Source organism: Nonomuraea sp. H19 (assembly GCF_052068215.1).
In the GTDB taxonomy this organism is placed as follows: domain Bacteria; phylum Actinomycetota; class Actinomycetes; order Streptosporangiales; family Streptosporangiaceae; genus Nonomuraea.
This window is the reverse complement of record NZ_JBQHCV010000025.1, coordinates 13846-29805: the sequence shown is the minus strand read 5'-3', so window position 1 is coordinate 29805 and position 15960 is coordinate 13846. Positions and strand designations below refer to the sequence as shown.

17 protein-coding genes are annotated in these 15960 nt (G+C 69.2%); 10 read left to right on the top strand and 7 right to left on the bottom strand.

What is annotated here, in order from left to right:
* Window positions 1-167: 167 nt before the first annotated feature.
* A complete protein-coding gene (locus ACTMTI_RS41715) occupies window positions 168-1451 on the top strand; it encodes a hypothetical protein (protein ID WP_441126327.1) in 1284 nt (427 codons plus the stop codon).
* 69 nt (window positions 1452-1520) lie between these two features.
* Complete coding sequence (locus ACTMTI_RS41710; protein ID WP_441126326.1) at window positions 1521-3095, top strand: Na+/H+ antiporter; 1575 nt, start codon at window positions 1521-1523, stop codon at window positions 3093-3095.
* A gap of 10 nt (window positions 3096-3105) precedes the next feature.
* Here ACTMTI_RS41710 and ACTMTI_RS41705 read toward each other — a convergent pair whose 3' ends face one another.
* Window positions 3106-3363, bottom strand: a complete 258-nt coding sequence (locus ACTMTI_RS41705; RefSeq protein ID WP_441126325.1) for a UBP-type zinc finger domain-containing protein — start codon at window positions 3361-3363, stop codon at window positions 3106-3108.
* A 120-nt stretch (window positions 3364-3483) separates the two neighbouring features.
* Window positions 3484-4407 carry a class A beta-lactamase gene (gene bla, locus ACTMTI_RS41700; RefSeq protein WP_441126323.1) on the bottom strand — a complete coding sequence of 308 codons (924 nt, stop codon included), beginning with the start codon at window positions 4405-4407 and terminating at the stop codon, window positions 3484-3486.
* 287 nt (window positions 4408-4694) lie between these two features.
* On the opposite strand from bla, the gene ACTMTI_RS41695 reads away from it, so the two are divergent.
* The 4 genes from ACTMTI_RS41695 (at window position 4695) to ACTMTI_RS41680 (ending at window position 6412) form a co-directional block, all read left to right on the top strand.
* Window positions 4695-5084, top strand: coding sequence for a hypothetical protein (locus tag ACTMTI_RS41695; protein ID WP_441126322.1), 390 nt, complete (start codon window positions 4695-4697; stop codon window positions 5082-5084).
* 294 nt (window positions 5085-5378) lie between these two features.
* Complete coding sequence (locus ACTMTI_RS41690; RefSeq protein ID WP_441126321.1) at window positions 5379-5705, top strand: YidH family protein; 327 nt, start codon at window positions 5379-5381, stop codon at window positions 5703-5705.
* Window positions 5706-5715: 10 nt separating this feature from the next.
* On the top strand, window positions 5716-6051 hold the full coding sequence (locus ACTMTI_RS41685; protein ID WP_441126320.1) for a DUF202 domain-containing protein: 336 nt from the start codon (window positions 5716-5718) through the stop codon (window positions 6049-6051).
* A 79-nt stretch (window positions 6052-6130) separates the two neighbouring features.
* A complete protein-coding gene (locus ACTMTI_RS41680; protein WP_441126319.1) occupies window positions 6131-6412 on the top strand; it encodes a hypothetical protein in 282 nt (93 codons plus the stop codon).
* 140 nt (window positions 6413-6552) lie between these two features.
* Here the strand turns inward: ACTMTI_RS41680 and ACTMTI_RS41675 are convergent, their stop codons facing one another.
* Entirely contained in the window at window positions 6553-8394 is a 1842-nt protein-coding gene (locus ACTMTI_RS41675; RefSeq protein ID WP_441126318.1) for an ABC transporter ATP-binding protein, read from the bottom strand.
* Window positions 8391-10175, bottom strand: a complete 1785-nt coding sequence (locus ACTMTI_RS41670) for an ABC transporter ATP-binding protein (protein WP_441126317.1) — start codon at window positions 10173-10175, stop codon at window positions 8391-8393. The genes ACTMTI_RS41675 and ACTMTI_RS41670 overlap by 4 nt, the downstream gene beginning before the upstream one ends.
* A 209-nt stretch (window positions 10176-10384) precedes the next feature.
* Between ACTMTI_RS41670 and ACTMTI_RS41665 the strand changes: the two genes are divergently transcribed.
* Complete coding sequence (locus ACTMTI_RS41665) at window positions 10385-10858, top strand: nucleoside deaminase (protein ID WP_441126316.1); 474 nt, start codon at window positions 10385-10387, stop codon at window positions 10856-10858.
* A 12-nt stretch (window positions 10859-10870) separates the two neighbouring features.
* Here ACTMTI_RS41665 and ACTMTI_RS41660 read toward each other — a convergent pair whose 3' ends face one another.
* Window positions 10871-11983 (bottom strand): ferritin-like domain-containing protein, encoded by a 1113-nt coding sequence (locus ACTMTI_RS41660; RefSeq protein WP_441126315.1) that lies wholly within the window; start codon window positions 11981-11983, stop codon window positions 10871-10873.
* 82 nt (window positions 11984-12065) lie between these two features.
* Here ACTMTI_RS41660 and ACTMTI_RS41655 point away from each other — a divergent pair, with 82 nt between their 5' ends.
* On the top strand, window positions 12066-12713 hold the full coding sequence (locus ACTMTI_RS41655; protein WP_441126314.1) for a TetR/AcrR family transcriptional regulator: 648 nt from the start codon (window positions 12066-12068) through the stop codon (window positions 12711-12713).
* 18 nt (window positions 12714-12731) lie between these two features.
* Here ACTMTI_RS41655 and ACTMTI_RS41650 read toward each other — a convergent pair whose 3' ends face one another.
* Window positions 12732-13166, bottom strand: coding sequence for a lytic transglycosylase domain-containing protein (locus ACTMTI_RS41650; RefSeq protein ID WP_441126313.1), 435 nt, complete (start codon window positions 13164-13166; stop codon window positions 12732-12734).
* 369 nt (window positions 13167-13535) lie between these two features.
* The gene (locus ACTMTI_RS41645) at window positions 13536-13940 is read right to left on the bottom strand and encodes a transglycosylase SLT domain-containing protein (protein ID WP_441126312.1); all 405 of its coding nucleotides are present in this window, start codon (window positions 13938-13940) and stop codon (window positions 13536-13538) included.
* Window positions 13941-14138: 198 nt separating this feature from the next.
* Between ACTMTI_RS41645 and ACTMTI_RS41640 the strand changes: the two genes are divergently transcribed.
* Window positions 14139-14624 (top strand): glutathione peroxidase, encoded by a 486-nt coding sequence (locus tag ACTMTI_RS41640; RefSeq protein WP_441126311.1) that lies wholly within the window; start codon window positions 14139-14141, stop codon window positions 14622-14624.
* Window positions 14625-14806: 182 nt separating this feature from the next.
* Window positions 14807-15940 (top strand): hypothetical protein, encoded by a 1134-nt coding sequence (locus tag ACTMTI_RS41635; protein ID WP_441126310.1) that lies wholly within the window; start codon window positions 14807-14809, stop codon window positions 15938-15940.
* Window positions 15941-15960: the final 20 nt, after the last annotated feature.

Below are 15960 nucleotides of genomic sequence, written 5' to 3'. Positions count from 1 at the left end.
GTTTCGGCGGCACGCGTGGCACACTGGGCGATCGGGACTCCAACTGGTCAAACTCGATCGTCCAGTGTGTGATCAGATGGAGTTACGGTGTAATTGGGAAGGCCGGTTCCAAAGGGTTTTCCGGGGTTGAGTGGACGAAAAAGGCTGGTTAAAGCAGTATGTCTGCCATGTCGGAAGTTGTCCCGTTGCCGTCGTTCGGCGAAGTCTTCTTCGATGCACGAGGTCAGGAGCGGTGCCTCCGGGTCACGTGGCATGAGGGCACCCTCGTGCTCAGCCTGTGGCGTGGAGAGATGTGCACAGCGAGCTTCCGCATGCCTATGGAGGACGTCGGCAGGCTGCTCGACACCCTCGACGAGGGCTTTGCAGAGGCTACGGGCGAGCAGCCCGTTGTGCCGGCGCACGATCCGGGCACCGAGGTCATCCCGGGCACCGGCCAATACCAGCGCCCGCAGCAGCCCGCCCCGCAGCATCAGCAGCCGCAACATCAGCAGCCGCAGCACCAGCAGCCGCAGCACCAGCAGCACCATCACCAGCAGCAGCCCGACGACCGGCCCACAGCCGCGCTGTCGCCCAACGACGTCCTCGTGGCGAGAGGCCCGGCGCCTCAGGACAAGCTCGTCGCCTCGTACAGCGAGACCACGGCCCCCAGGGACGCGAATCCCGCCTACGGCGAGCGGACGCCCTTCACCGGCCCTCAATACGTCGATGCGACCGGCCCGCAGCCGCAGTACACCGGGGACCCCTTCAGCGGTCCGCAGTACACCGGGGACCCCTTGAGCGGCCCGCAGCCGCAGTACACCGGAGACCCCTTCAGCGGTCCGCAGTACACCGGGGATCCCTTCAGCGGCCCTCAGTACGCCGCCGACCACCGCCATCAGCCGCAGCCCGAGACCTTCACCGGCTCTCAGTACGCCGACAACGAGCCGGTCTACCAGCTGCCCTCCGACCAGCGCCGCCCCTCGCCGCTGAGCACCGACCCACTCGGCTTCCCTTCCCAGACCGCCGACCCCTACCAGCCCGCCCAGCACCGATCCGACCAGCACCGATCCGACCAGCACCGGGCCGACGCCTTCCCGGCGGACCCGTACCCGTCGGACCCATACTCGTCGGATCCGTACGGCCGGCGCGAGGCCTACCAGGAGCAGCCCCAGCCTCAGCCGCAGCAGAGCCAGGCCACCGCGGGCCTGGGCACGCCCATGCACGGCATCCCCGGAGCGGGCCGGCCCCGGTCGGCTCCCCAGCCGGTCCGTGACGACTACTCGGCGTACCAGACGCCGCCGCCCAACCCGGTGGACCCGCTGATGGCCCTCGGCCGGCAGGAGCAGCAGCCGTACCAGCAGCCCGACCGCAACATGTCCGCCCCGTACGTCGGGGACCCGTTCTCCACGGGCGAGCGCCTGCGCCCCGAGCAGCCGGACTACCACGAACGGAGCGATCGCCGGGAGTGGTGACGCTCCTGTTTCGGCCACCGGGTACGCTCACGGCGACGTGGTGATCGGGCCGAGGCAGAAGGAGCGCCGGTGAATCTGACTCTGGGCCTGCAGCTGCTGCTGATGGCGGGCGGCGCGATAGCGGTGGCGGCCGTGGCGCGGCGCAGGGGCTGGCCGGCCCCGCTGCTGCTGGTCGCCGCCGGGCTACTGGTCTCGCCACTGGTGCCGGCGGTGCCGCTGGACCCGGACCTGGTGCTGTTCGTGTTCCTCCCGCCGCTGCTCTACTCGGCCGCGCTCGACAGCTCCTACCTGCGCTTGCGCGACGTCAAAGGATCCGTGGCGCTGCTGTCGATCGGGCTGGTGCTGTTCACCACGGCCGTGGTGGGCCTGGTCGTGCACCTGCTGTTGCCGACGCTGCCGCTGGCGCTGGCGTTCGCGCTGGGCGCCATCATCGCCCCGCCCGACGCCGTGGCCGCCGTCGCGGTCGGCCGGCGGCTCGGCCTGCCGCGCAAGACGCTGACGATCCTCATCGGCGAGAGCCTGTTCAACGACGCGACGGCGCTGACGGCGTACCGGGTGGCGATCGCGGCGGCCATCGGCGGCGCCGTGGACCTGCTCGACAGCGTCGGCCAGTTCCTGATCGCGGCGGTGGGCGGGGTCGCGATCGGGCTGGCGCTGGCGTTCGCGTTCGCCTGGGTGTTCCAGCACACGCGCGACTCGCTGGTCGAGAACACGCTGATGCTGCTGATCCCGTTCGCCGCCTTCGCCGCGGCCGAGTCCGTGCACGCCTCCGGCGTGATCGCGGTGGTGATCGTCGGCCTCTACCTCGGCTACCGCATGCACCTGCGCGGTTTCGGCACGCGGCTGGTGTCGGACGCGGTGTGGAAGGTCACCGACTTCTTCCTCGAGACGATCGTCTTCGCGCTGATCGGGCTGCAACTCGTGACCGTGATCGAGGGCATCGGCGGCTACAGCCCGTGGCAGGTCGCCGGGTACGCCGCCGCGGTCCTCGCGGTGACGATCGTCAGCAGGTTCGTCTGGGTGTTCTCCGTCGCGCCCTTGATCAGGGTGCGCGCCAAGACGCCGTCCCCGACGATGCCGCATCTGGTGATCCTGAGCTGGGCGGGCATGCGCGGCGTGGTGTCGCTGGCGGCCGCGTTCGCCATCCCGCCGGAGGTCCCCGCGCGCGACCGCGCCATGCTGCTGTTCCTGACCTTCACCACCGTGATCGGCACCCTGCTCATCCAGGGCACCACGTTCCCCGCACTGATCAGGCGGCTGCGCGTGTCGAGCGAGCAGGAGCAGTACGAGGACCGCCTGGCCGAGGCCGCCGCCCAGCAGGCGGCGCTGGAGGCGGGAGTGGCCGAGCTGGAGCGGCTGGTCGCCGAGGAGGGCGAGCCCGACGAGATCCGCAAGCAGGTCATCGCCCAGCTCAGGGAGAAGTCGTGGCGTCGCTCGCTGAGTGCGTGGGAACGCCTCGGCGGCGGCACGGGCCACGGCGGCGCGGAGACCCCGAGCGCCCTCTACCGCCGCCTGCGGCGCGACATGCTGCAGGCCGAGCGCGTGGTCTTCGTACGCCTGCGCGACGAGCGCCGCCTCGACGACGAGGTCCTGCGCGAGGTGATGGCCCAGCTCGACTTCGAGGAGGCCATCCTGGAACGCTGAAGTCCGGGTCCTAGCCCATCTGGCTGTCCGGGAAGCACCACCGCCAGCCCTCGCCACGCTCGAACGACTGGATGACCGGATGGCTGGTGGCGTGGTAGTGCGCCGTGGCGTGCTTCTCGGGCGAGGAGTCGCAGCACCCGATGTGGCCGCACGCCAGGCAGCGCCGCAGGTGCACCCACCGGCCCCCGACGGCCAGGCACTCCTCGCAGCCGTCCGGAGTCCGCGCGGCGGGGTCGCCGGCCTGGGAAAGATGCTCGCACATTGCCATAACCGAGATCCTAGGACCAGTGCGCCGATTCCTGTCAGGCGGTCCTCCTGCTGCGCCACCTGGATGATGCCTACCTCTGCTCGGCGGCGAGACGTACGATCTTCGTCCCCCGGCGTGCCGTCAGAGCTTGCCGAGTCCGCGGGCCAGGATCGTGGCGGTGCTCGCGATGGTCTTGTCGTCGGCGGCGAGGCCGGGGGTGCGGTTGGTGTAGATCGCCATGATGATGGGAGCGGCGCCCTTCTCGGGCCAGATGACGGCGATGTCGTTCCCGCCGCCGAATCCGTCGGAGTTGGTGCCGGTCTTGTCGCCGATCGTCCAGGTCTTGGGCAGGCCGGCCCGGATACGGGCGTCGCCGGTCTTGGTCGCGATCAGCCAGGCGTTGAGCTGTTCCCGGTCCTTGGCGTCGAGCGCGTTCCCGGCCGTGACCGCGCGCAGGTCGCGGGCGATGGACGCCGGGGTGGTCGTGTCTCGCTTCTCCTTGGGCGTCCAGTTGTTCAGCTCGGTCTCCCAGCGGTCCAGCCGGGAGATCGGGTCCTTCAGCGTACGGAAGTATTTGGTCAGACCGGCAGGGCCGCCGATCTGCTTGAGGATCATGTTGCCCGCGGTGTTGTCGCTCAGGGTGATGGTCGCCTCGCAGAGCTGGGCGACGGTCAGGCCGTCCTTCACGTGCTTCTCGGTGGTCGGCGAGTTCGGCTTGAGGTCGGCGGCCGTCCACTTGACGACCTTGCTCATCAGGCCGGGCTCGGAGGTGCGGGCCCTGTGCAGCACGGCCGCGCAGGCCATCGCCTTGAACGTGGACAGCAGCGGGAACCGCTCACCCGACCGGTACGCGATCGTCTTGCCGGTGGCGGTGTCGATCGCGTACGCGCCGATGCGTCCCTTGAAGGACGCCTCCAGCGTCCGCAGCTCCTTCTTCGCCTGGGCTTCCCCGGAAATCACCTGCACCGCGGTCGCGGCCGGGCCGGCGCTGAGGCCGCCGCCCGCCAGGAGGGAGATCGTCAAAGCGGTCGCGGTGGCCAGGTGGCCGGCGCGGAAGCATCGCATGTCAAAGTCCTTGCTGTCGTCCGTCAGAGTCCGTCAGAGTTCGTCGGAGGGCAGGAGCAAAGCAGATGCGATCAGGACATGTCTAATAGCGATATCGGGAAGCCGGCGATATCCATTCATATATGAAGGCTGGTCAGAGCCATGCGGACAGAAGTCATGGGCTCTTGATCGCCTTCGCGCCAGTGTTCCTGTTCAGGGGGTTATGCGCCGTGCGGCGCCATGGGCGGACAGCGGTCTTTGCAGTGGCGAAAACTTCGAAGTCACGGACGCTTGGGTAGGGTCGAAGTATGCGACTCCACAAGAGCCGGTTCGTGCCCCTTGCCATCTTCGCCCTCGCCGTCTTCGCCGCCGGGTGTGGCGAGGTCAACAGCACCATCGACAAGGCCCAGGCGTGCTTGGAGGCACCGAAGATCGTCACCGAGCTGGGGACGCAGGTCACCAAGCTGACCGGCGACCCCCAGGCCATGGACAAGGCCCTGGACGATGCCGCGGCCAAGCTCAATGACGTGGCCGACAAGGCCGCCAACACCACGATCAAGGAAGCCTCCGACGATCTGGCGAAGACCCTGAGCGGCATCAGCGTCACCAACGCCAACGAGGCCCTCGACGCGGCACAGAAGGTCGCCACGGACTCGGCCGCCTACGTCGAGAAGGTGACGAAGGCCTGCACCGGCTGATCCTCCTTGCCCCGCGCGGGATGGTAGCGACGCGCGTTCGAGGAGGGTGGCGGACTTCGACCGAGCCGCGGGCCGGTTGCGTGCGGCCTGTGGCCGGTTGACCAAGCAGAGCCACACCGCTCGGTCACGACTGGGACGAGCCAGGTGTGGGTCGAGTCGCGTGAGCCTGGAGGCGTTTCCCGCGATCGCCGTCGCGTCCCCAGGCGGGAGAGCGGACGTGACCGGCAGGGCCGGTGGTTGCATCGGCAATCCCGCCATCTCTAGGGGAAATATAGACGAATTACCGTTTTTTCCATGGAACCCGACCCGCGTTTCACCTTGGCCAACGAACGCACCTTCCTCACCTGGCTGAGCACGGCGCTGGCGCTCAGCGCGGGTGGGGTGGCCATGGCGGCGGTGCCGGCCGACGTGTTCGTGCCGTGGATCCGCACCGGGCTGGCCGTCATCCTCGTCTCGCTCTCCGCCCTGGCCGCGGGCATGGCGTACCCGCGCTGGCGCAACATCCAGCGGGCGCTGCGGAATCAGGCGCCGCTCCCGCCGCCCGCGCTCGCGGCCGTCTTCGGCTACGGCGTGGCGGCTGTGGCCGTGATCGCCCTCGTTCTCATCGTCCTCTCACCATGAGGGGGTGAGGATGGCCGGCGAAGAGGAGGTCTGGGACCGTGGACTGCAAAGTGAGCGAACCAGGCTCGCGTGGGTGCGTACGGCCGTGGCGTTGTCCACGGGCGGGCTCGGCGCGGCCGGGCTGTCGGCCAGGCATGGCCTGCCGGCGGTCGCGGTGGCCGGGTTCGCGCTGGCCGCGCTGTGCGGCGGCGTGCTGCTCATCAGGACCAGAGCCCGGTTCCGGCGGGTGCAGGCGGCGCTGCACGGCGGAAAGCCCCTGGATGCGGGGCTCGATGCGGTTTTCGCCTGGCTCGGCACGCTCAGCGTGGTTGCGGGCGCCTTCTCCTTTGTGCTCACCGTCCGGTGAGTCAGGTTGCGAGAGTCCGAGAAGCAGGCGGACACTCGAAAGCAAGGGGGTGGCTTCATTGGAAGAGGAACTCAGGATCGTGCCTTTCGAATGCCGTAGCTGCTGGCACGTGTGGGAAGAGGAATACCGGATCAGGCACGCCGACGACCGTCACGGCAACGAGGGCGAGGTCTGGCTGCGCAGTGGGCTGCCGGTGCCGCCGCCGTCAACGGGCGCCGTCTGCCCGCAGTGCGGCCGGCAGGACGCCACCACGTTCCCTGACGGTTATCTGCAGCGGCATCCAGAGCTGATCCCGTCGGCGGAGCCCGCGGTGCCGGACGCGACGCCGCTGTTCAGCCCGGTGCCTCGGCCACTCTACTGACGTTCTGATCCGGCACCGCACCCGTCGTGCCGCCGGCCGGGCCGGGCAGTCGCGTCGCTGAGCGGACGCGTCTGCCCGGCCCGTTCTGATCGCCGCCGGCCGTGCCGACCCGGCAGGGGCCGTACGCGCGCGGCGCGCCGCTAACTCAAGCTGTCCAGCCAGGCCTGGTGCAGGCCGGCGAAGCGGCCCGAGGCGGCGATGAGCCGGTCGGGCGGCCCGTCCTCGACGATCTCGCCCCGCTCCATGACCAGCACGCGGTCGGCGATCTCCACCGTCGAAAGCCGGTGCGCGATGATCAATGCCGTGCGGTCGGCGAGGATGGTCCGCAGCGCCCGCTGCACCAGCCGCTCACTCGGCACGTCGAGGCTCGAGGTGGCTTCGTCCAGGATGAGCACGGCCGGATCGGCGAGGAACGCCCTGGCGAACGCGACGAGCTGGCGCTGCCCGGCGGACATGCGGCCGCCGCGCTTGCCGACCTCGGTGTCGTACCCGTCGGGCAGGCCGGCGATGAACTCGTGCGCGCCGATCGCCTTGGCCGCCTCGCGCACCTGCCGGTCGGTCGCCTCCGGGCGGCCGAATCTGATGTTGTCCGCGACCGTGCCGCTGAACAGGAAGTTCTCCTGCGTCACCATGACCACGGCCTGGCGCAGCGTCGGCTCGTCCAGCGTGCGCAGGTCGACGCCGTCGAGCAGCACCCGCCCGGCCGTGGGGTCGTAGAAGCGGGAGATCAGCTTGGCCAGCGTCGTCTTGCCCGCGCCCGTCGCCCCGACCAGCGCCACGCTCTGCCCGGCCGGGATCGTCAGATCGAGTCCGGGCAGGATCGGCATCTCCTCGACGTAGGCGAACCTGACGCCCTCGAAGCGCACCTTGCCGCGTGCCTTGCCGTGCGGGAGCGCGGCGGGCTCGCGCGGCTCGGGCACCGCCGGCTCCTCCTCCAGCACGCCCGACAGCTTCTCCAGCGCCGCGCCCGCCGACTGCAGCGTGTTGTAGAACTGGCTGACCTCCTGCATCGGCTCGTAGAACTGCCGCAGGTAGAGCAGGAACGCGGCCAGCACGCCGACCTTGACCTCATCGTGCAGCGCCAGCCAGCCGCCGTAGAGCAGCACCCCGCCGATCGTCATGTTGCCGATCAGCTTGATGACGGTCATGAACGTCGCGCCGAGCTGCATGCTGCGCGCGTTCGCGCCCCGGTAGTCGTCGTTGAGCTGCTCGAAGATCTCCTGGTTGCGCGGCTCCCTGCGGAAGGCCTGCACCGCGCGGATGCCTGTCATCGACTCCACGAAGTGGACGATGACCAGCGCCACCGTCTCCCGCGTACGCCGGTAGACGATCGCCGACTGCCGCCGGAACCACCGGGTGAACAGCAGCAGCAGCGGCAGCGGGATCAGCGCCATCAGGCCCAGGTGCACGTCCAGCACCAGCAGCAGCACCGCCGTGCCGACCATCGTCAGCACGGCCTTGACCAGCGCGTCGAAGCCCGACTGCAGCAGCTCGGCGATGGCCTCGATGTCCGAGGTCAGCCGGGAGATGACACGCCCGGAGGTGTACTTCTCGTGGAAGCTCAGCGACAGCCGCTGGAAGTGGTCGAACACCCTCCTGCGCAGCTCCAGCAGGGTGCTCTGGCCGATCCGGCCCGACAGCGTCAGGAACGCCTTGCGCGTCAGCGCCTGCGTGATCGCCGCGGCCAGGATCACCCCCACCACGGTCAGCAGGACGGCGGGCCCTGTCCCGCGCGTGATGGGCGGGATGCCGTCGTCGATGCCGACCGAGACCAGGTAGGGGATCGAGAGCCCGGCCGCGTTCGAGACCACGATGATCGCGATGAGCAGCGCGATCTTCTTCCGGTGCGGCCTGAGCAGGTCGCCGAGCAGCCGCCGGGAGCGCTCCCGCAGCAGGACGGAGACCTTCTCCGGCACTTCGTCCTGATTCTCTGAGGCGACCCCGCGCCAGGAGGTCGTGGACTCCGTGGTCGTCGTGGTCATCGCAGCGCCCCTTCTGACGCGTCGTCGAGGTCGGCGTCCTGGGCCAGCAGCTCCCGGTATTCGGGCACCTCGGCCAGCAGCTGGTTGTGCTGCCCGACGTGCGTGATCGTGCCGCCGCGCAGCAGCGCGACCTTGTCGGCCAGCAGCACGGTGGAGGCGCGGTGGGCGACCACGATGCCGGTCGCCTCGCGCAGCACGTGCCGCAGCGCCTCCTCCACCAGCGCCTCGGTCTCCACGTCCAGCGCGGACAGGGTGTCGTCGAGCACCAGGATCCGCGGCCTGCTCAGCACCGCCCGCGCCAGGGCGAGCCGCTGCCGCTGGCCGCCGGACAGGGACAGGCCCTGCTCGCCGATGCGGGTGTCGAGGCCCCACGGCAGGTCGTACACGAACATGGCCTGCGCGGTCTGGATGGCGTCGGCCAGCTCCTCCTCGGTGGCGTCGAGCCGGCCGAGCATGAGGTTCTCCCGCACGCTCATCGAGAACAGCGTCGGCTCCTCGAACGCCGTGGCCACCACCGAGCGCAGGGTGGTCAGCTGCAGATCGCGCACGTCGTGCCCGTCGATCGTGACGCGGCCCTCGGTGGGGTCGAGCAGCCGGGGTACCAGAGCGGTGAGCGTGGTCTTGCCCGACCCGGTCGCACCCACGACGGCCACCGTCTCGCCGGGCCGCACCTCCAGCCAGACGTCGCGCAGCACCGGCTGCTCGGAGTCGGAGAAGCGGAACCCGACCCCTTCGAAGCGCAGGTGGCCGCGCGGCCGGTCGATGGTACGGGTGCCGCCCGCGATGGCCGGGACCGTGTCCATGACCTCCATGACGCGGTCGGCGGAGGTCATGGCCTCCTGGGCCATGGCCAGGATGTAGCCCAGGCTCGCGATCGGCCAGACGAGCTGGAGCATCAGCGTGGTGAACGCGACCAGCGCGCCGAGCGTCAGCGCGCCCGTGCCGACGGCCAGCGCGCCGAGCAGCAGCACCAGGGCCAGCGTGACGTTGGGGATGACTTCGAGGAAGGAGAAGAACTTCGCCGACAGGCGGGCCTTGTCCATCGACGTGCCGTACACCTTGAGCGCGGCGTCGTCGTAGCGGTCGTAGACGTGGTGGCGGCGGCCGAACGCCTTGATCGTGCGGATGCCGATCGCCGACTCCTCGACGAGCGTGGCGAGGTCGCCCTGCTCGTCCTGCACCTGGCGGGAGATCTTGATGTAGCGCTTCTCGAACCGCAGCGACAGCCACACGATCGGCACGGCCGAGGCCAGCACCAGCAGCCCCAGCGGCCAGTACATGTTCAGCAGCAGCACGGTCACCGTGATCAGCTGCAGGATGTTCATGACCAGGAAGAGCATGCCGAAGCCGAGGAAGCGGCGGATCGTGGACAGGTCGGTCGTGGCCCGGGATAACAGCTGGCCCGACTGCCAGTCGCCGTGGAAGCCCATGGGCAGGCGCTGCAGGTGCTGGTAGAGGTCGTCGCGGATCGCGGTCTCCAGGCCGAGCACCGGCTTGACCTGGGCCCACCGCCTGAGGAGGATCAGCAGGGCCTCGACGACGCCGACGCCGATCGCGAGCAGCCCGAGGGGGAGCAGCGCGCCGGAGTCTCCGTTGGTCACGGGGCCGTCGATGACCTCTTTGCTGATCAGGGGGAGCGCGATGCCGGCCGCGATGCCGGCGAGCGCCGCCAGCCAGATGAAGACCAATCTGGTGACGTACGGGCGGAGGTAGGACTTCATCCGCCACAGGGAGTTGGAGGACAGCAGGGGACGGCGAGGTTTGTTCGTATCGGGAGGCATCCCTTCTAGGCTAGTACGTTCGATCAACCCGTTTTCTGTGGCCGCGAGGTGCGTTTCCCGTACGTGACATGGGGAAACGTGAAGGATCATGCGCTTTTGGCGGACCGTTGTCCTGCGTGCCGCCCGGCAGGGAGGGCCTGACCAGCGCGCTCAACGACACGGCCGCCGCCTGCCTTGGCGCGGCGCCGCTGGTCTAGGATGTGACACCGATGATCAACGAATCCGACATGTCGCACTTGCGGCGCTGCGTCGAGCTCGCCACCCGGGCCCTGGAAGTGGGCGACGAGCCCTTCGGCTCCGTCCTCGTCTCCGGCGACGGCACCGTCCTGGCCGAGGATCACAACCACGTTGCGTCGGGGGACCGGACCCAGCATCCGGAGTTCGCACTCGCCCGGTGGGCGGCGGCGCACCTGACGCCGGACGAGCGGGCCGCCGCCACCGTCTACACCTCGGGCGAGCACTGCCCGATGTGCGCCGCCGCGCACGCCTGGGTGGGGCTGGGGCGGATCGTGTACGCGGCGTCGTCGGCGCAGCTCGCCGTCTGGCTGGACGAGCTCGGCGTGCCCGCGCCGCCGGTGCGCACGCTGCCGGTCAACGACGTCGCGCCCGGAGTGGTGGTGGAGGGACCGGCGCCGGAGCTGGCCGAGCAGGTGCGCGAGCTGCACCGCCGCTTCCACGGTTAGGGGAAGCCGGAGTCAGCCCTCGCCGAGCGCGATCGTCTCGGCCACCTCGGCGTGCCGATCGGCCTCCTCCTGGGCGAAGCGTTCGGCGTCGAGCTTGTCGGCGATCTCCTCGTCCTGGTTCATCAGCGCGTCCAGCGACTGGCCGGCCATCTCCAGCACGCCCATCTCCGCGTACGCCTGCTGCAGCCGCGGGCTCCACAGCCCGATGTCCTTGACGCACGGCACGATCCTGCTGAACAGCAGCGACCGGAACAGCCTCAGGTATTCGGACTGGTCGGTGGCCTGCATGGCCTCCTCGACCTCGGATTTCGACAGGCCCAGGTTCTCCCAGGTCTCCCGGCCGCGCAGCCGGTCGCGCATCAGGTAGCAGCCCTCGATGACGAAGTCCTCGCGCTCGCGCAGCTCCGTCTCCGACAGGTCGCGGTAGTAGTCGCGCAGCGCCATCCGGCCGAACGCGACGTGCCTGGCCTCGTCCTGCATGACGTACGCGAGGATCTGCTTGGGCAGCGGCTTGGTCGTGATGTCGCGCATCACCCCGAACGCCGCCAGCGCCAGCCCTTCGATGAGCACCTGCATGCCCAGGTACGGCATGTCCCAGCGCGAGTCGCTCAGCGTGCTGTCCAGCAGGGCCTTGAGGTGCTCGTTGATCGGGTACGCCAGGCCCACCTTCTCCTGCAGGAACCGGGCGTACGTCTCGGCGTGGCGGGCCTCGTCCATCGTCTGCGTGGCCGCGTAGAACTTCGAGTCGAGGTCGGGCACCGACTCCACGATCTTGGCCGAGCAGATCATGGCGCCCTGCTCGCCGTGCAGGAACTGGGAGAACTGCCAGGCCGCGCCGTGGCGGCGTACCTCCTGGCGGGTCTGCTCGCTCATCCGCTCCCATAACGGGGTGCCGTAGATGGCGATCGTCTGGTCGGGAATCCCGAGCACGTTGTACGGATCGACCTCGAGGTCCCAGTCGATGCGCTTGGCCGAGTCCCACTGTTTGTCCTTGCCCTTCTGGTACAGGGCCAGCATCCGGTCTCTGCCGTCGTCGTACTCCCAGGTGAACCGGCTGGCGCCGGACATCTCGACGTTCCAGGTGGAGAGCTCGGCGGGGATGGTGTAGAGATCATGCGTCGACATGGGACCTCCGGGGGCTACGTACACCGTACGTCCACGCTTCGAGACTGGCACGTACGTCGTACGGTGGTCAATAGAATGAGCCATGCCCACCGAGCCCCTGTCGCGCGGCCGCATCGTCGCCGCGGCCATCGATCTCATCGAGCGCGAAGGCGCGGACGCGGTCTCCATGCGGCGCATCGCGGCCGAGCTCGGCGTCGGCGTGATGTCCCTCTACAACCACGTGCCCAGCAAGGACGCGCTGCTCAACGGTGTGGCCGAGACGGTGCTCAGCGAGATCGAGTTCACCGACGACCCCGACGCGCACTGGACCGACCGGGTGCGCGTGCAGGCGCGGGCGTTCCGGCAGATCGCCCACCACTACCCGCGCTCCACCATGCTCGTGGTCAGCCGCCAGCTCCACACCGCCGCCGGGCTGCTGCCCGTCGAGCGGGCGCTGGCCACGCTGCGCAGCGCCGGGTTCGACGGCGCGGACGCGGTCAGGATGCTGCGGATGTTCATCGCCTACATCGTGGGCTCGCTGCTCAGGGAGGTCGGCGTGACGCCGGCGTTCGCGCCGGTCCACTCCAGGACGATCACTGCGGACGGCGTCGACCCGGCGCTGTTCCCCGAGGTCAGCGCGCTGGCACCGCTGCTCGACCAGTGCGACCACGAGGCCGAGTTCGAGTTCGGGCTCGAACTGTTCATTCAGGCGATCGTGGCGCACGCCGGGCGCAGGGAGGGCACCCGGTGACGGGTGCCCTCCCGGTCGTCAGTACCAGTTGTGCGATCTGAAGTGCCCCCAGGCGCCGCACGGTCTGCCGTACCTCCCCTTGATGTAGGCCAGGCCCCACCGGATCTGCGTCTCAGGGTTGGACTTCCAGTCGCGGCCCGCGCCGCTCATCTTCCCGGCGGGAAGGGCCTGCGGGATGCCGTACGCGCCGGACGAATGGTTGAGCGCGCGATGGTTCCAGCCGCTTTCCCTGGTCCACAGGTTGTCCAGGCAGCGGAATTCCCGGTAGTTCCACGACCGCTGGACGACGTGGTCCAGAGCGATCTTCTTGTTCCTGTTCTCCGGCCGAATGGCCGTGATCTTCGGTTGCGCTGACGTGGTCCACGTCCGGATCTTGAGAGGAGGCGCCGCCTCCGCCCAGGCCGTCGTGGCGCTGAATGCGGTGAATGCGGTGAACGCGGTGAACGCGGTCATAGAGATGAGCGTGCCGCTGAGCGTGCGTTTGCTGTCCAAAACGATCCTTGCTCTCGGGTCGCGCGCGGACAGGGCGCGCTTCGATCGCGCCCTTGCCGTCCGCGTCCGTGGCTCGGACGTGGAGGTCCGCCCGGCCCTCCGGGATCCGCCGCCCCATGTCGGGCGGTCACCCGGAGGGCTCCGCGACGTGTCCTTTAGCACGATTCCTATTACGCGCTGTCACCGCGGGTCATACATCTCGACACGCGAAGGACAGGTGTTTGTGTGATCGTTGCGGAGAAAAGGCCCGCTCGCTGGGTCAGGATTGCCCGGCCCGCCGGGCAGATGACCGGCCCTTTCCGGGAAATGCGGGCAAACCTGGGGTTTGGCTCAGTACCAACCGTGGGATTGGAAGTGCCCCCAGGCGCGACACGGGGAGCCGTACCGCTGCTTGATGTAGCTGAGGCCCCACTTGATCTGGGTACGCGGGTTCGATCGCCAGTCGCGTCCCGATGAGGCCATCTTGCGGCCGGGGAGTGCCTGCGGGATGCCGTAGGCGCCCGAGGAGCCGTTGGCGGCGCGGTGGTTCCATCCGCTCTCTCGAGCCCAGAGCCTCTCCAGACACCTGAACTGGGCTTTGTTCCAGCCGCGCGCCGACACCATGGGCTTGGCGATCGACTTGTTCCTGGCACTGCTGCTCGACTGGGAGCTATGCGCCTGTGCGGCCGAGGCGCCGCCTGCCACCACGAGCGTGGCGGTCAGGACCAGGACGCCGGTACGGCGGAGCATGGGCATGCGGATTCCCTCTCGAAGGGGTACAAGGACCGCGCCACCCTGCCCGATTAGCACCTTTCGTGGCGAATTGACCATGAAAAGGTAGATCGTTAGTAAAGATCACAATATTTAGCTGTTCAGCGGTTTTGTCGGCAAAATGATGACTACGTCACATTTTTTGCTCCTGGAGCTCCTGGCGCGGTTCTGTAAGGTCGAACCATGAGCCTCAGCGACATCCCGCTCCGCACCCTCGCGGACGCCCCCACCACCCTGAGCGAGCTGACGGCCGGCAAGGCCGCCCTGATCGTGAACGTCGCCTCCCGCTGCGGCCTGACGCCGCAGTACGGCGGCCTCGTCAAGCTGCAGGAGCAGTACGGCCCGCGCGGTTTCACGGTGATCGGCGTGCCCTGCAACCAGTTCGCCGGTCAGGAGCCGGGTTCGGCGGAGGAGATCCAGGAGTTCTGCTCGGCGACGTACGGCGTGGACTTCCCGCTCCTGGAGAAAGCCGACGTCAACGGGGCGGCCCGGCACCCGCTGTACGCCGGGCTGACCGAGACCCCGGACGCGGACGGCGAGGCCGGCGACATCCAATGGAACTTCGAGAAGTTCCTGGTGGACGGGGCGGGCAATGTCGTGGCCCGGTTCCGTCCCGGCACCACGCCAGAAGACCCCTCGATCACGTCGGCAATCGAAAAACTTCTTTGACCCGCCACGCGGCGACCTGAACGCCCGTCAGCCGCATCGTCGGCTCACGGAGGTGGCCGCGGTCCCCATCACCTCACAGTGATCGGGCGAACACGGTACGCGATCGCCGGACTGGGTATCGATCCAGGCGCCGCGGCCGGTTGACCACCGGCCGTCGCACGTCGGGCCCAGGGAGTTTCGCGATGACGATCAATTCGTACGCAGGATCGCCTTTCAGTTACGTCGCCGAGCCGGCGGCGGCACCGTACTCGATCGTGGAGTTGATGCCCGCCGCGCGCAACCTGTGCGAGTACGTGCGGCTGACGGCGGGGGAGCGGGTGCTGCTGCTCATGGAGCACACCGTGGACCCCGTCGTCGTCCAGGCGATCGCCGCGGCGGCCGCGTACCGGGACGCAGACGTGCGCATCCTGTCGGTGCCGCCGTTCAGCCCCGGCGGATGGGACACGGAGGCGTCGCTCGACATCGAGACGGCCGCCTTCCACGCCGCCGACGTCGTGATCAGCGGCACCTGGTGGGGCGAGGTGCACACCGCGCCGCTCTTCTTCGACCAGATCAGGTCCCGCTCCTGCCGCTTCCTGTCCCTGCACATGACCGCCACGGCCGGGGCGCTGCTGACCGGCGGCCGGCTGCCGGCCGAGGTCTTCTACGCGCTCTTGGGCCGGGCGCTGCGGCAGCTCTCGGCGGCCCGGACGATCCGGGTGACGTCCGGACGGGGGACCGACGTGACCTTCTCCGGGCCGACCTTCGACCTGGACCCGGGCGCGCTGCGGCCCGGCGACTGGCGGCCCTTCCCGTACGGGGGCGTCAACTTCTGGCCGGCCGACACCGAGGGCGTGCTCGTCGTCGAGGACTGCACCGTCACCGGCGTGCCCGAGGAGCCCCTGCGCATCACTCTCGAAGGCAACCTGGTCCGCAAGATCGAGGGCGGGACCGCGGCCGGGCAACTGCGCCGGTACGCGCCCGGCGGCTACTTCATGCGGCACGGCCTGTTCGGGCTCAACCCGAAGGTACGGGTGGCCGGCGGGACGCAGTTCGAGCGCGAGAAGCACGCCGGGGCCTTCTACTGCGGCATCGACGGGTTGACCGACGGCGAGCCGGTCACGACAGGTCCCGGGTTCGCGCACTGCGACATCCAGGTGGATCGGCCGACCGTGCTGGTGGACGGGGAGCTGTTCGCCGAGCGGGGTCGCCTGCTGATGCTCGACGAGCCGGAGATCAGGGAGGTCGCCGCCCGGTTCGGGCCGCCCGACGTGATCCTCGACGACAACCCCGTCATGATCCTGCCCCGCCGCTACACCGGTCCGGGCGGCCGCTGATACGTCCGATCTTCTGGCGC

Excerpts from the sequence above, each read along its gene's own strand:
- ACTMTI_RS41715 (WP_441126327.1), top strand. The coding sequence starts at position 168 with ATGTCGGAAGTTGTCCCGTTGCCGTCGTTCGGCGAAGTCTTCTTCGAT.
- ACTMTI_RS41705 (WP_441126325.1), bottom strand. The coding sequence starts at position 3,363 with ATGGCAATGTGCGAGCATCTTTCCCAGGCCGGCGACCCCGCCGCGCGG.
- bla (WP_441126323.1), bottom strand. The coding sequence starts at position 4,407 with ATGCGATGCTTCCGCGCCGGCCACCTGGCCACCGCGACCGCTTTGACG.
- ACTMTI_RS41695 (WP_441126322.1), top strand. The coding sequence starts at position 4,695 with ATGCGACTCCACAAGAGCCGGTTCGTGCCCCTTGCCATCTTCGCCCTC.
- ACTMTI_RS41690 (WP_441126321.1), top strand. The coding sequence starts at position 5,379 with ATGGAACCCGACCCGCGTTTCACCTTGGCCAACGAACGCACCTTCCTC.
- ACTMTI_RS41685 (WP_441126320.1), top strand. The coding sequence starts at position 5,716 with ATGGCCGGCGAAGAGGAGGTCTGGGACCGTGGACTGCAAAGTGAGCGA.
- ACTMTI_RS41675 (WP_441126318.1), bottom strand. The coding sequence starts at position 8,394 with ATGACCACGACGACCACGGAGTCCACGACCTCCTGGCGCGGGGTCGCC.
- ACTMTI_RS41670 (WP_441126317.1), bottom strand. The coding sequence starts at position 10,175 with ATGCCTCCCGATACGAACAAACCTCGCCGTCCCCTGCTGTCCTCCAAC.
- ACTMTI_RS41665 (WP_441126316.1), top strand. The coding sequence starts at position 10,385 with ATGATCAACGAATCCGACATGTCGCACTTGCGGCGCTGCGTCGAGCTC.
- ACTMTI_RS41660 (WP_441126315.1), bottom strand. The coding sequence starts at position 11,983 with ATGTCGACGCATGATCTCTACACCATCCCCGCCGAGCTCTCCACCTGG.
- ACTMTI_RS41655 (WP_441126314.1), top strand. The coding sequence starts at position 12,066 with ATGCCCACCGAGCCCCTGTCGCGCGGCCGCATCGTCGCCGCGGCCATC.
- ACTMTI_RS41650 (WP_441126313.1), bottom strand. The coding sequence starts at position 13,166 with ATGACCGCGTTCACCGCGTTCACCGCATTCACCGCATTCAGCGCCACG.
- ACTMTI_RS41645 (WP_441126312.1), bottom strand. The coding sequence starts at position 13,940 with ATGCCCATGCTCCGCCGTACCGGCGTCCTGGTCCTGACCGCCACGCTC.
- ACTMTI_RS41640 (WP_441126311.1), top strand. The coding sequence starts at position 14,139 with ATGAGCCTCAGCGACATCCCGCTCCGCACCCTCGCGGACGCCCCCACC.
- ACTMTI_RS41635 (WP_441126310.1), top strand. The coding sequence starts at position 14,807 with ATGACGATCAATTCGTACGCAGGATCGCCTTTCAGTTACGTCGCCGAG.